Raw genomic sequence first — 13,110 nt, forward strand, 5'->3', positions numbered from 1 at the left:
CTACGGGGTAGAGACCCTACAGTTCTTGCTCCCCGAATGGCATGGGGGGGTGGGACACCGAGTACCACTCGGTGCCACGCCCTCCGTCGTTCTCCGTCGTTCTCCGGCAGCCCCCCGGCACGCCGTCCGCCCCGCCCGCCGCCCCTCGGCCCAGCCCCCTCGGCGCCTGAGCGCCGGCCCCGCCCGTCGTCCCCGGAACGCGGCGCGCGGGGCGGCGGCCCGTAGAGTCGGCGCCGGCGCGTGACGCGGAGGCGGACGCGCGGGTGGAGCGCGTGGCGCACGGGCGCGGCGCGGTGGCGTGGGACGAGGCGAGGACGGTGGCATGGCACTGCTGACGGCACTTCAGGGCGGTTTCGGCGACGGGGCGGAGGCGCTGCGGATCGACGGCCGGGCACTCTCCCGGGAGGACCTGCTGGGCGCGGCGACCGCCGTCGCCGACCGGGTGGCCGGCGCCCCGGCGCTCGCGGTGCTCGCCCGGCCCACCGTCGAGACCGTCACCGCCGTGGTCGGCGGCCTGCTGGCGGGCGTCCCGGTGGTGCCGCTGCCGCCCGACTCGGGCCCCAAGGAGCGCGAGCACATCCTGCGGGACTCCGGCGCGGCGCTGCTCGCGCACGCCGTCGGGGAGACGCTGCCGCAGGACACCTCGGTGGCGGGGCTGCCGGTCGACCCCGAGCAGCGCTCCGCCACCACCTACGCCGAGCCGGACGCCGCGTCGACCGGCTTCGTGCTCTACACCTCGGGCACCACCGGCGCGCCCAAGGGCGCGGTGATCCGGCGCGAGGCGATCGCCGCCGACCTGGACGCCCTCGCCGACGCCTGGCAGTGGACCGCCGAGGACACCCTCGTGCACGGCCTGCCGCTGTTCCACGTGCACGGGCTCCTGCTCGGCGTGCTCGGCGCCCTGCGCACCGGAAGCGGCCTGGTGCACACCGGGCGGCCCACCCCGGCGGGGTACGCGGCGGCCGGCGGCAGCCTGTACTTCGGCGTGCCCACCGTCTGGTCCCGGGTGGCGGCGGATCCGGACGCGGCGGCCCGGCTCGCCGCGGCCCGGCTGCTGGTCTCCGGCAGCGCGCCGCTGCCCGTCCCGGTGTTCGAGAAGCTGGCGGCGCTCACCGGGCACGCCCCGATCGAGCGGTACGGGATGACCGAGTCGCTGATCACCGTCAGCACCCGGGCGGACGGCGAGCGGCGCCCCGGCAGCGTCGGGCTGCCGGTGGACGGGGTCCGCACCCGGCTGGTCGGTGAGGACGGCGCGCCGGTGCCCCGCGACGGGGAGACCGTCGGCGAACTCCAGGTCAGCGGCCCGACGCTGTTCAGCGGTTACCTCAACCGGCCGGACGCGGACGCCGAGGCGTGGACGGCGGACGGCTGGTTCCGCACCGGTGACGTCGCGGTGATCGGGGCGGACGGCTTCCACCGGATCGTCGGCCGCGCCTCGGTGGACCTGATCAAGAGCGGTGGCTACCGGATCGGCGCCGGCGAGGTGGAGGCCGCGCTGCGCGACCACCCGGCGGTCGCCGACGCGGCGGTGGTCGGCGTGCCGGACGAGGACCTCGGACAGGCGATCGTCGCGTACGTCATTCCGGACGGCGCCGTGACGGGGGACCAGCTGACGGCCTTCGTGGCGGAGCGGCTCTCGGTGCACAAGCGGCCGCGCCGGGTCGTCCTGGTGCCCGAACTGCCCAGGAACGCGCTGGGAAAGGTGCTGAAGAAGCAGCTGCTGGCGGAGGCCGGCGGCCGCTGACGAGGGGGACGCCGGACGCCCCCTCGGATGACGGCCGTTCACCCTGATGCGCCGTCGGTGCTCACCACCGGTGACCCTTCCATTGGCGCACTCCACTGCGCGCAGTGAGCGGACGCGTGCCTAACGTGACACGCAGGCAGAACCGAATCCCCGGACGACACGCCGAGGCTTCCGGTCACTGGACCGGAAACCGCGGCGTGTCGGGCGGGGACCCTGCCGACAAGCACGGCCAGTCCTGGCCGGTCACAGCAATCCGCTGCAGTCCGCAGCGATCCGCAGCAGTGAAGGAAGTCAGCACGATGACCACCGTCAACACCGGAGCGCCGGCGGCCGCCGGCGAACCGACCGGGCAGCAGCCCGCCGCCACCGTCCGTACCTCCCGTCCGTCCCGCACCGCGCGACTCCGTCGGGGGATAGCCATGGTGGCCGTGGTCGCGACCGGGGCGGGCGTGATCGGCCTCGGCCTCGGCGCCGGTCCCGCGGCCGCCGAGCCCGCCCCGGCGCACGCCGGGTGGGACGGCTCCAGGTACTGGTTCAAGAACAGCCAGGGGCAGTGGCGCTGGACCTCGCACTACAGCGTGTACGCGGCCCGCACCGGGGGTGGCTCCGCGTCCGCCGCGAAGGCCACGAGCGGCTCCGGCGGGATCCGGCAGGGCTGGGACGGCTCCCGCTACTGGTTCCGCAACAGCAAGGGCGAGTGGCGTTGGACCTCGCACTACGACATCTACCTGGACCGCACCGGCGGCGGTTCCTCGTCGGACTCCGCGGGCTCGGGCCACTACGACGACTCGGTCGCGGAGGACCGGGACGTCGAGACCGCCGTGCAGTTCGCCCTCGCCCAGCTGGGCGTACCGTTCCGCACGGCCGGCAACGGGCCGGACGGCTACGACTGCTCGGGCCTGGTGCAGCAGTCCTTCCGGCGCGGCGGGATCGACCTGCCGCGCGTGGCCAACGACCAGTACGCGGCGACCACGCCGATCGGGGCGAGCCAGTTGCGCCGCGGTGACCTGCTGTTCTGGGCGCCGGACGGGACCGCCCGGGGCATCCAGCACGTGGCGATCTACCTGGGCGACAACAGGTACGTCGAGGCCGCGCGGCCCGGGACCAACGTCCGGGTCTCGGGGATCAGCAGCGGCTACTACCCGGCGTTCATGGGGCGCCCGTAGCGGGGCCGGACGCCCGCCCGTCGGGGGTGCCGGGTCCGCCCGGTGCCCCCGACGGGCGCTGCGCGGGCGGGGCCCGGTGCTCGCCGACGCGTGGTCGGAGGTCCGTCGGGCGGGGCAGGGCGCCGCGGGCGCCGAGGCCGGTGACCGCGAAGGCCCCGGCGGCGACGGCGGTGGCGGCCGCCTCGGACAGCGCGGCGCCGCGGGCGAGCGCGGCGGCCAGGGCGCCGCAGAAGACGTCGCCGGCGCCGGTGGTGTCGACCACCCGGACGGCGGGGGCGGGCAGCCGGGCGGACGTTCCGGCCACGGCGACCAGCGCACCCTCGCCGCCGAGGGTGACCACGGCGCCCTCGGCGCGTTCGGCCAGGACCCGGGCGGCCTCGGAGACGTCGGCGGCGCCGGTGAGCTGGCGGGCCTCGACGGCGTTCGCGACGACCAGCGGGCGGCGTCCGGAGGGGCCGGCGTCCGGCAGGGGCCCGGCCGGGGCGGTGTTGTGCAGCCAGCGGGTGCCGCCCGAGGGGCCCGCGGCGGTGAGGGCGGCGGCGGCCGCCCGGATGCACTCCGCGGGGACCTCGTTGCTGGTCAGGACCACGTCGACGGGGAGCAGGCGGAGGCGGGTGAGCGCGGCGGTGACCTCCTCCGGGGTGAGGTGGGCATTGGCGCCGGGCACCACGACGATGCTGTTCTCGCCGGACGGGTCGACCATGACGATCGCCTGACCGGTGGGCGCGCCCGGGTGGGTGAGTACGGCGCTCGTCTCGACCTGCGCGCCCCGCAGATCGGCGAGCGCCGCTTCGCCCTCGGTGTCCCGCCCGACCTTGGCGACCAGGTGCGTCGCCGCCCCCAACCGGGCCGCGGCCACCGCCTGGTTGGCCCCCTTGCCGCCGAAGCCCCGGGCGGCGCCGGTGGCGAGGACGGTCTCGCCGGGAGAGGGGAGCACGGGGCAGCGGAGGATGCGGTCGGTGTTGACCGAGCCGATGACGACGACCCGACCGGCGGGAAGCAGCTTCATCGTTCCTCTGTACGCGGCGGGGCGCGGGTGGCGCAAGGAGGCGGGCGGTCACGGGCGAACGCGGGGGCGAACGCGGGGCGGGCACGGCGTGAGCACAGAGCGGGCACGGGGCGTGCACGCGGGAGCGCGAGGGTGCACGGGTGGGGGTGTGCGGAGCGTACAAGCGGGGCGCGCGCGGCAGGTCGACCCATCGGGCGCCCTGTGCTCCCGCCGTGGTGAAGGGGTGCAATTTTGATGTAGACCGGTCTGCATATTTCCGTCCATGGGCTCCTGACCTGGGCACATGCCGCTGTCACGGGGCAGACCGGGGCGTGGGGGCGGGCGCGCCGGGGAGGTATGGGGAGCGGCATGGCGCGGGTACCACCACGGGTGGCGCTGGTTCGACCGACGGGGGCGCTGCCCGGTGCGAACGGCATCGGGGGAAGTCGAGGGCAGGGGACGTTGTGATCGTCTGGGTCAATGGCACATTCGGGGCGGGCAAGACGAGCGCCTGCCGAGAGCTGGTGGAACTGCTGCCCGGGAGCGTGCTCTTCGATCCCGAGCTGGTGGGCTTCGGCCTGCGCCGGATGCTCCCGGCCGACCGGTTGGCGACGGTGTCCGACTTCCAGGACCTGGCGGCCTGGCGCCGGCTGGTGCCCGAGACGGCGGCGGCGCTGCTCGGTGAGGTCGGGGGCCCGCTGGTGGTCCCGATGACCCTGCTCAGGGAGGACTACCGGGACGAGATCTTCGGCGATCTGGCCTCGCACGGGATCACGGTGCACCACTTCGTGCTGGACCCTGAAGAAACGATCCTGCGCGACCGCATAGCCCACCGCGAGGAGTGCCCGGGCGATCCGCAGGGCAGCGAGCGGGTCCGCAGCTGGTGCCTCGAACACCTGCCCCACTACCGCGCCGCCCGCCGCTGGCTGGTCGGGGACGCCCGGATGATCGACACCAGCGAGCTCTCCCCCCGGGAGACCGCGCACCGGATCGCCGAGCTGGTCCGGGTCGGCGCCGCCCGCTGCCCGATCGTCCAGACCCCGGACCCGACCGGGGACACCGTGGCCTCCGCCGTGCTGTTCTTCGACGAACAGGACCGCGTGCTGCTGGTCGACCCGGTCTACAAGCCCGACTGGGACTTCCCCGGCGGCGTGGTCGAGCGCGGCGAGGCCCCCACCGACGCCGCCCTGCGCGAGACCGCCGAGGAACTGGGCCTGCGCCTGGACCCGTCCACGCTGCGCCTGCTCGCCGTCGACTGGGAACCGCGCACCGGCCCCCGCCGCGGCGGCCTGCGGCTGATGTACGACGGCGGCCTGCTGGACGAGGAGGGCCGGCAGCACCTGCTGCTCCAGCAGGAGGAGCTGCGCAGCTGGCGGTTCGTCACCCTGGACGAGGCCGGCGAGCTGCTGCCGCCGGGGCGCTACCGGCGGCTGGCGGCCGCGCTGGACGCGCGGCGGAGCGGCGAGCTGCGGTACCTGGAGGCGGGGAGCCGGGTGGCCGTCGGGCTGGCGAGCACGGCGGACGCGGCGTAGGGCCGGTACGGCGGACGCGGCGCTGCGGCCGGTGGGCACGGCCGGTCTGTCGGCGGGGCCGGTCGGGGCGCTACGGCCGGTGGGCGCGGCCGGTCGGGGCGGGGCAGGGGCGTCGGGGCGCGGCGGGATCCGTCGGCGCGGGGCGGCGGGCGGGGCGGGAGGCCGGCGGGGTGGCCCGCGGAACCCCGTCCGGTGCACCTCCGGTGCGCCGTGCCGCGGTGGCGGGCGGGAGGATGGGGGCATGCCGTTCACGCTGAGCCATCCCGCCGCCGTCCTGCCCCTGCTGCGTGCCGCCGGCGCGCGCGGGCCCCTGGTGGCCTCGGCGCTCGTCGCCGGGTCGATGGCGCCGGACGTGCCGTTCTTCGCCGAGTCCCTGCTGCCCGGGGTGTACGCCCACGGCGGGCTGACGCACCGCTGGTGGGCGGTGCCGACGCTGGACGTGGCGGTCGCCGGCGCACTGGTGGCCGGCTGGCACGGGCTGCTGCGCGGGCCGGTGGTGGCGCTGCTGCCCGAGCGCTGGGCGGGCGGCGCCGAGGCGCTGACCGCCCGCCGGGCTGCGGACGCCCGGGACCCCGGGGACACCCGGGACTCAGGGGACACCCGGGGCCCCGCAGGCGTCGGGGCGGTCGGTGGCGCGGCGTGGTTCGCGGCCTCGGCGGCGATCGGCGCGGCCACCCACGTCGGCTGGGACGCGTTCACCCACGGGGGCCGGCTGGGGGTGCGGCTGCTGCCCGTACTGGACCGGCCGGTGGCCGGGGTCCCGCTGTACGAGGTGGTGCAGTACGGCAGTTCGGCGCTCGCCCTGGCGGCGCTGGGCGGCTGGGCGGTGCGTGCGGTGCGGGCCGTGGAGCCGGTGCGGCCGGCCGTGCGGCTCGCGCCCCGGACCCGGCGCGCGGCCGTCGCGCTGCTGGGCGCGGCGACGGCCGCCGGGGTGGTGCACCGGCTGAGCCCACTGCGGCGGAACCTGGTGCCGGAGGTCTGCTTCGGCGCCGGGGCCGGGCTCGCGGCGGGCGCGGTCGGGTACGCGGCGGTGCTGGCGGCCGCCCGCCGACTGCGCGGCGGACGGCCGGACGCCGTCGGGCGGGCTTCCCGTGGCGACGCCCCGAAGGTCCGTCAGACGGAGCGCAGTTCGGCGTAGCGGCGGAGGAACAGCGCCTCGGTGAGGGCCATCCGCTCCAGCTCCTGCGGGTCGACGCTCTCGTTGACCGCGTGGATCTGGGTGGTCGGCTCCTCGACGCCGATCAGCACGATCTCGGCCTGCGGGTAGAGCGAGCGCAGGGTGTTGCAGAGCGGGATCGAGCCGCCCTCGCCGGAGGTGACCATCGGGGTGCCGAAGGCCTCGGCCATCGCCTCGCCCATCGCCTCGTACGCCGGGCCGCCGGTGTAGGCGCGGAACGGCGCGCCGTTGCCCTGGCGCTCGACGGTGAGCCGGGCGCCGAGCGGGACCTGCGCCTCCAGGTGGGCGACCAGCGCGTCCTGGGCGGCGTGCGGGTCCGAGCCCGGCGCGACGCGCAGGCTGATCAGGGCCTTGGCGGTGGCCTGGACGGAGGAGGTGGCGCCGATCACCGGCGGGGCGTCGATGCCGAGGACGGTGACGGCCGGGCGGGCCCAGAGGCGGTCCGCGATGGTGCCGGTGCCGGTCAGGGCGACGCCGTCGAGCACCTTGGCGTCGGCGCGGAACTGCTCCTCCGGGTACTGCACGCCGGACCAGGTCTGGTCGGCGGTCAGGCCGGCCACCGCGACGTCGCCGTTCTCGTCGTGCAGCGAGGCCAGTATCCGGACCAGGGACTGGAGGGCGTCCGGGGCGGCGCCGCCGAAGGCACCGGAGTGCAGGTTGCCGGCCAGCGTGGTGACCGTGGCCTCGACGACCGTCATGCCGCGCAGCGAGGCGGTCACGGTGGGCAGGCCGGGGGCGAAGTTGCCGGTGTCGCCGATGACGATGGCGTCGGCGGTGAGCAGCTCGGGGTGGGCCTCGGCGTAGCGCTCCAGGCCGCCGGTGCCCTGCTCCTCGGAGCCCTCGACGATGATCTTCAGGCCGACCGGGTAGGCGTCGCCGTGGACCTGACGCAGCGCCCGCAGGGCGGTCAGGTGCATCAGGATGTTGCCCTTGCAGTCGGCGGCGCCGCGCCCGTACCAGCGGCCGTCGCGCTCGGTCAGCTCGAAGGCGGGGCTGAGCCAGGCGTCCTCGTCCAGCGGGGGCTGCACGTCGTAGTGGGAGTAGAGCAGGACGGTCGGCGCACCCTCGGGGCCGGGCAGCTCGCCGTAGACGGACTGGGTGCCGTCCGGGGTGTCCAGCAGCCGGATGCCGGTCAGGCCCTCGGCGGCGAAGGCCTCGGCGACCCAGTGCGCGGCCTTCTCGCACTCCTCGACCGGGAACTGGCGCGGATCGGCGACCGAGGGGAAGGCGACCAGCTCGGCGAGGTCGGTGCGGGCACGGTCCATCAGGGACCGGACGGCGTCGGCCAGGGGCTGTGACATCGGGGCTCCGAGGAGACGGTCCGCCCTGGGGTGGAGCGGGCGGAGGAGGTGGTTTGCGGTAGTGCCGATCATAGGCGGGCGGAACGGGGAGTTCCGAGGGTGCGGGGTGAGCGGGTGGCGCCGGTGCGGGGGCGGCGCGCTCGCCGGGCGGGGCCGGACGCATAGGATTGCTCGACGTGACTGACTCCGGAAGCTCCGATTCCCGCAGCCCGCTCGACAGCCCGGCCGAGAACGGTCCGACCGACGACGCGGCCGCGCCGCTGGACGGCGTCTGGGACGTCGTGGTGGTCGGCGCCGGACCGGCGGGCTCCTCGGCCGCGCACGCCGCCGCGGCCCAGGGCCGCCGGGTGCTGCTGCTCGACAAGGCCGAACACCCCCGGTACAAGACCTGCGGCGGAGGCATCATCGGCCCCTCCCGGGACAGCCTGCCGCCGGACTTCCGGCTGCCGCTGCAGGACCGGGTGCACGCCGTCACCTTCGCCTACGACGGCAGGTACACCCGCACGCGGCGGTCCAAGCGGATGCTGTTCGGCCTGGTCAACCGTGACGAGTTCGACCTGCGCCTGGTGCAGGCGGCCAAGCAGGCCGGGGCGGTGCTGGTCACCGGAGTGACCGTCACCGGCGTCGAGCAGCGCGGCGGCGAGCACCGGACGGCGCTGGTGACGGCCGCCGACGGGCGGACCTTCGAGGCCCGTGCGGTGGTGGGCGCGGACGGCAGCGCGAGCCGGATCGGCCGGCACGTCGGTGTGACCTTCGACCAGATCGACCTCGGCCTGGAGGCGGAGATCCCGGTGCCGGCGCAGGTCGCCGCCGACTGGGCGGGCCGGATCCACCTCGACTGGGGCCCGCTGCCCGGCAGTTACGGCTGGGTGTTCCCGAAGACCGAGACCAGCAGCCTGACCGTCGGCGTCATCTCGGCGCGCGGCGACGGCGAGCGGACCAAGCAGTACCTCGCCGACTACATCCGCCGGCTGGGCCTGTCCGGGTTCACCCCCCAGGTCGAGTCCGGGCACCTGACCCGCTGCCGGGCCGAGGACTCGCCGCTCTCCCGCGGCCGGGTGCTGGTCGCCGGGGACGCGGCCGGACTGCTGGAGCCGTGGACCCGCGAGGGCATCTCCTACGCGCTGCGCTCGGGCCGGCTGGCCGGCGAGTGGGCGGTGAAGGTCGCCGAGTCGGGCGACGCGGCGGCGGTGCGGCGCGAGGCGCTGAACTACGCGTTCGCGGTCAAGGCCGGGCTGGGCGTGGAGATGCGCGCGGGCAAGCAGCTGCTGGGCGCCTTCGAGCGGCGGCCGTACCTGTTCCACGCGGCGGTCTGCCTGGTGCCGGCGGCCTGGCGGGCCTTCGCCCGGACCACCCAGGGGCACACCTCCTTCTCCCAGGTGCTGCGGCAGTACCGGGCCGCGCGGCGGCTGACGGCGATGGCCTCGCGGTAGCTCGGTAGCTCGGTAGCGCGGCCGTCGTGACGCGGGGCCGGTGCTCCTCCCCGGTGCGGGGCGGAGTGGGGCTGTCCTCTCTCTCGGTGGGGGGGGAACCCCCCGGCCCCGTCCTGCCTGCGGCGCGGGCTGTGCGGGCCCGGGTCGCGGCGGGCGTGTACGTGGGCCCGGGCGGGCCGGGCGTGTGCGTGGGCCCGGGCGGCCTCGGGCGGACTACTTGAGGCCGGTGTCCAGCGCGGACATCAGGGTGCCGGACGGGGTGTCGCCGGACATCTCCCAGATCATGCCGCCGAGCAGGTTCTTCGACTTGAGGTAGGCGGTCTTCTGCGCGATCGACCACGCGTCGTCGAAGGTCCACCACTGGCCGCCGGCGCCCGTGTAGCCGTACGTCGCGACGGACTTGGGGTCGTGGTAGACCTTGAGGCCGGAGAGGCTGGTGATCAGGTTGTTGTACCCGCGGGTACCGGCCTCGTCGGAGAACTGGCCCGGTGCGGCGCCGTTCGCCGACTGCCAGGCGCCGTTCGCGCCGCCGTCCGCGACGCTCTGCCAGCCGCGCCCGTAGAACGGGAAGCCGATGGTCAGCTTGCGCGGGTTGACCCCGGCGTTCAGGTACGTCTGGACGGCCGTGTCCACGCTGAAGTGGGTGGTGTACGGGTCGTTCGGGTCCTGGTAGAGGTTGGAGGCGTGGCCGGTGCGGTTCGGCTCCCAGGAGTTGTCGCTGCCCGAGCCGTGGAAGTCGTAGCCCTGGACGTTGGCGATGTCCAGCGAGCCGAAGATCTTCGAGAGGTCCCAGCCGGCGGCGACCTTCGCCGGGTCGGCCGGGGTGAAGGCGGTGAGCAGCTTGTGCGAGCCGCCCAACGCGTCCAGCTGCTTGCGGAATTCGGCCAGCAGCAGGGTCAGGTTGCCCTTGTCGTTGGCGCTCCAGTGGTTGCCCGGGTGGCCGTCGCCGGAGCCGGGCCACTCCCAGTCGAGGTCGATGCCGTCGAAGATGCCGGCGGCCACGCCGTCGCCGCCGGCGCCGTTGTAGGCCGGCAGGTTGCCCTTGATCCAGGTGTCGATGCAGGACTTGACGAACTTCTGCCGGGACGCGTCGGTGGCGGCGGCGTCGGAGAAGTACTTGGAGTAGGTCCAGCCGCCGAGCGAGACGACCACCTTCAGGTTCGGGTACTTGGCCTTGAGCTTCTTCAACTGGTTGAAGTTGCCGCGGAGTTTGCCCCAGCCGTCGTCGGCCACGCCGTCCACCGACTGGTCGGCGCTCATCGCCCGGCCGTAGTCCGCGTCGGCGTCACCGGCGCCGGTGCCCTGGTCCGGGTCCTCCGGGTTGCCGCTGGTGCCCTTGGTGACGCCCGCCATGCAGGTCAGGTTGACCGGATCGATGTTCTCGAAGGCGTAGTTGATGACGTCGAGCTTGGCGGCGGCGCCCGAGGTGTCCAGGTTCTTGACGAAGTACTGGCGGCCGTAGATGCCCCACTGGACGAAGTAGCCGACCCGGGCGTACTTTCCGGCACCGACCAGGTCCGAGGTGGTCACGGAGAGCGGGGCGGACGCGGGTGAGGCGTTGTCGGCGGGGTCCCGGGCCTTCACGGTGAAGGTGTAGGCGGTGGACGGCGACAGGCTGCCGACGGTCGCGCCGAGCGTGCTGCCGGTGACCGTGGCCGCCAGGGTGCTGCCCTGGTAGACGTCGTACGCGGCGACCCGGACGTTGTCGGTGGCGGCGTTCCAGGCGAGCTTCACGTCCGTCGAACTGACCGCCGTCGCCCGGAGGTTGGTCGGTGCGGTGGGCGGCGAGGTGTCGGTGGACGGATCGAAGGTGGACGCGGTGACGGACGGACTGAGCGGGCCGGTGTTGCCGCGGCTGTCCTTGGCCCGGACGGTCAGGGTGTACGAGGTGGCCGGGGTGAGGCCGGTGACCAGGACGCCGGTGGACGGGCCGGAGGCGAGCACGGTGCCGCCGCTCAGCACGTCGTAGCCGACGACCGGGAAGTCCCCGCCGGTGGCGGTCGGCCAGCTCAGCGCGAGCGTGTGCGCGGTGGACTCGGTCACCGTCGGGGTGCCCGGCGCGGACGGCGGGACGTCCGCGGAGCCGTCGCACTTGTCGCCGTTGATGCGGCAGTTGAGCGGGGTGGAGACCGGCCCGTTGCCCACGAACCAGAAGCTGTACGGCTCGGTGGTGCCGTGGGCGTTGACGGTGGAGTTGTAGAACGCCGCCGTGGCGGTGACGTGCCGGCCGTTGACGGTGGCGGTGCCGTTGTAGCTGTTGCCGATGGTGACGCCGGCCGGGAGGTCGAACTCCAGGGTCCAGCCGCTCACCGCGGTGGCGTTGTCGTTGTGGACGATGTAGGTGCCCTGCCACCAGGAGCCGTTGTCGGCGGTGGTGAAGGTGGCGGTGAGCTTTCCGGCGGCGTTCGCCGGGGCGGCCAGCGCGGTGAGCGCGGCGAGGGGAAGGAGCAGGACGGAGAGCAGTGCCAGCAGTCTGCTGCGCACGCGCGGGCGCCCGGCCCGGGATCGAGCGGACATGGTTCTCCCTGTGGCTGTGGGGGTTGAACAGGGTGACGTAGAACCTGGGTTGATCCATTGATCCGTGTGCGATCGATGCCTGTGCCGTGGGGAGGCGAAGGCATGGGAACTGTAGGAGGACTGGACCAATGCGTCAACAGGTCTGTACCACTGATGGGCTTCCCGTCCCCGGCTTCGCCCCAGCCTCCGTCAGTTCGGTCCCGCCTCCGTCAGTTCGCCCCCGCCCCCGTCAGCTCGTCCCCGAGCGGGCTGCGCCGGTACAGCACCGAGCGGCCGTGCCGCGCCCGGGTGACCAGGCCGGTGGCGGCGAGGACGGAAAGGTGCTGGCTGACCGCGCCCGGGGTGACGCCGAGCCGGAAGGCGAGGTCGGTCGTGGAGGCGGGCTCGGCGAGCAGCGCGAGCAGCCGAGCCTTCGGCGCGCCGACCAGCGCCGCCACGGCCTGCGGCGGCACCGGCGTGCCCCGGCCGGCCAGCCCGGCCTGTCCGCGTGCCGGGTAACTGATCTGCGGCGCACGGTCATTGCTGATCATCGTGATCGCGCCGCGGACGAAGAAGGTCGGACAGAGCACCAGGCCGCGCCCGTCCACAGGTGTCTCCACGTCCCCGTCCGTCCAGTTCCGGCTGATCGACAGGACGCCGTTCTCCCAGTGGAGCCGGTGGTCCAGGTCGGCGAAGAGGGCCGCCGCGCCGTGTTGGGCGAGCAGCCGGGCGCGGTAGACCAGGTCGGCCTCCAGAACGGCGCGGGCCTGCGGCCACCAGGAGGGGGCGAGGCACACCTCCCAGTACTCCTCCAGCGTGTCGGCGATCCGCGCCAACAGCCGTTCCGGGCGGGCGAGTCCGGCGGCGAGTGCGGCGGGCAGCGGTTGGCCGTGCGAGAGGAACGTCTGCTCCAGTTCGGCGCGCAACTGCTCCGGCGGGAACGCCCGGACGGTCGCGATCTCGGAGCGGAACTCGGGCGAGGGGGAGGTGGGGCGCGGCGTCAGGAAGTCGGGGACGAAGCGGTTCTCGGCGACGAGCGAGAGCAGAAGACGGGAGTCCAGCCGTTCGAAGGCGGGCCTGAGCTGCTCGAAGGCCCTGGTCTGGAGGTGGTAGACGCCCGGGTGGGTCCACATCCGCAGGCTGAGCGCCGCCTCGTGGATCGGGGAGACGGCGAACCAGGTGGTGGCGAGGTCGGCCAGGCGGAGCGTGAACCGGTGCACGGGGCATCCTTCTGCGGGGATCGGCCGGGGCAGGCAGTCCGGCTTCGGATTCA

9 protein-coding genes are annotated in these 13,110 nt (G+C 74.8%); 5 read left to right on the plus strand and 4 right to left on the minus strand.

What is annotated here, in order from left to right:
• Positions 1-322: 322 nt before the first annotated feature.
• Both ACFVGO_RS28550 and ACFVGO_RS28555 read left to right on the plus strand, forming a co-directional pair.
• Positions 323-1,744 (plus strand): AMP-binding protein, encoded by a 1,422-nt coding sequence (locus tag ACFVGO_RS28550; RefSeq protein WP_359915239.1) that lies wholly within the window; start codon positions 323-325, stop codon positions 1,742-1,744.
• Positions 1,745-2,043: 299 nt separating this feature from the next.
• The gene (locus ACFVGO_RS28555; RefSeq protein ID WP_359915237.1) at positions 2,044-2,910 is read left to right on the plus strand and encodes a C40 family peptidase; all 867 of its coding nucleotides are present in this window, start codon (positions 2,044-2,046) and stop codon (positions 2,908-2,910) included.
• Here the strand turns inward: ACFVGO_RS28555 and ACFVGO_RS28560 are convergent.
• The gene (locus tag ACFVGO_RS28560; protein ID WP_380634894.1) at positions 2,894-3,919 is read right to left on the minus strand and encodes a PfkB family carbohydrate kinase; all 1,026 of its coding nucleotides are present in this window, start codon (positions 3,917-3,919) and stop codon (positions 2,894-2,896) included. The two genes, ACFVGO_RS28555 and ACFVGO_RS28560, sit on opposite strands and share 17 nt — an antisense overlap.
• Positions 3,920-4,362: 443 nt before the next feature.
• On the opposite strand from ACFVGO_RS28560, the gene ACFVGO_RS28565 reads away from it, so the two are divergent.
• Together ACFVGO_RS28565 and ACFVGO_RS28570 are read left to right on the plus strand one after the other, a co-directional pair.
• Positions 4,363-5,430, plus strand: a complete 1,068-nt coding sequence (locus tag ACFVGO_RS28565) for an NUDIX domain-containing protein (protein ID WP_359915233.1) — start codon at positions 4,363-4,365, stop codon at positions 5,428-5,430.
• Positions 5,431-5,671: 241 nt separating this feature from the next.
• Complete coding sequence (locus ACFVGO_RS28570; protein WP_380634896.1) at positions 5,672-6,568, plus strand: DUF4184 family protein; 897 nt, start codon at positions 5,672-5,674, stop codon at positions 6,566-6,568.
• Here the strand turns inward: ACFVGO_RS28570 and ACFVGO_RS28575 are convergent.
• Positions 6,544-7,908 (minus strand): dipeptidase, encoded by a 1,365-nt coding sequence (locus ACFVGO_RS28575; RefSeq protein ID WP_380634898.1) that lies wholly within the window; start codon positions 7,906-7,908, stop codon positions 6,544-6,546. The genes ACFVGO_RS28570 and ACFVGO_RS28575 overlap by 25 nt on opposite strands.
• Positions 7,909-8,084: 176 nt before the next feature.
• On the opposite strand from ACFVGO_RS28575, the gene ACFVGO_RS28580 reads away from it, so the two are divergent.
• The gene (locus tag ACFVGO_RS28580; protein ID WP_380634900.1) at positions 8,085-9,341 is read left to right on the plus strand and encodes a geranylgeranyl reductase family protein; all 1,257 of its coding nucleotides are present in this window, start codon (positions 8,085-8,087) and stop codon (positions 9,339-9,341) included.
• A gap of 213 nt (positions 9,342-9,554) precedes the next feature.
• Here the strand turns inward: ACFVGO_RS28580 and ACFVGO_RS28585 are convergent, their stop codons facing one another.
• Both ACFVGO_RS28585 and ACFVGO_RS28590 read right to left on the minus strand, forming a co-directional pair.
• Positions 9,555-11,858 carry a glycosyl hydrolase family 18 protein gene (locus ACFVGO_RS28585; protein WP_380634902.1) on the minus strand — a complete coding sequence of 768 codons (2,304 nt, stop codon included), beginning with the start codon at positions 11,856-11,858 and terminating at the stop codon, positions 9,555-9,557.
• 209 nt (positions 11,859-12,067) lie between these two features.
• Positions 12,068-13,057, minus strand: coding sequence for an ArsR/SmtB family transcription factor (locus ACFVGO_RS28590; RefSeq protein WP_380353109.1), 990 nt, complete (start codon positions 13,055-13,057; stop codon positions 12,068-12,070).
• Between the last annotated feature and the right edge of the window lie 53 nt (positions 13,058-13,110).

It is taken from the genome of Kitasatospora sp. NPDC057738, assembly GCF_042798815.1.
In the GTDB taxonomy this organism is placed as follows: Bacteria; Actinomycetota; Actinomycetes; order Streptomycetales; family Streptomycetaceae; genus Kitasatospora; species Kitasatospora lactacystinica.

Bases quoted from the DNA above. Each gene is read 5' to 3' on its own strand.
- ACFVGO_RS28575 (WP_380634898.1), bottom strand. From the start codon at position 7,908: ATGTCACAGCCCCTGGCCGACGCCGTCCGGTCCCTGATGGACCGTGCC.
- ACFVGO_RS28555 (WP_359915237.1), top strand. From the start codon at position 2,044: ATGACCACCGTCAACACCGGAGCGCCGGCGGCCGCCGGCGAACCGACC.
- ACFVGO_RS28585 (WP_380634902.1), bottom strand. From the start codon at position 11,858: ATGTCCGCTCGATCCCGGGCCGGGCGCCCGCGCGTGCGCAGCAGACTG.
- ACFVGO_RS28560 (WP_380634894.1), bottom strand. From the start codon at position 3,919: ATGAAGCTGCTTCCCGCCGGTCGGGTCGTCGTCATCGGCTCGGTCAAC.
- ACFVGO_RS28550 (WP_359915239.1), top strand. From the start codon at position 323: ATGGCACTGCTGACGGCACTTCAGGGCGGTTTCGGCGACGGGGCGGAG.
- ACFVGO_RS28570 (WP_380634896.1), top strand. From the start codon at position 5,672: ATGCCGTTCACGCTGAGCCATCCCGCCGCCGTCCTGCCCCTGCTGCGT.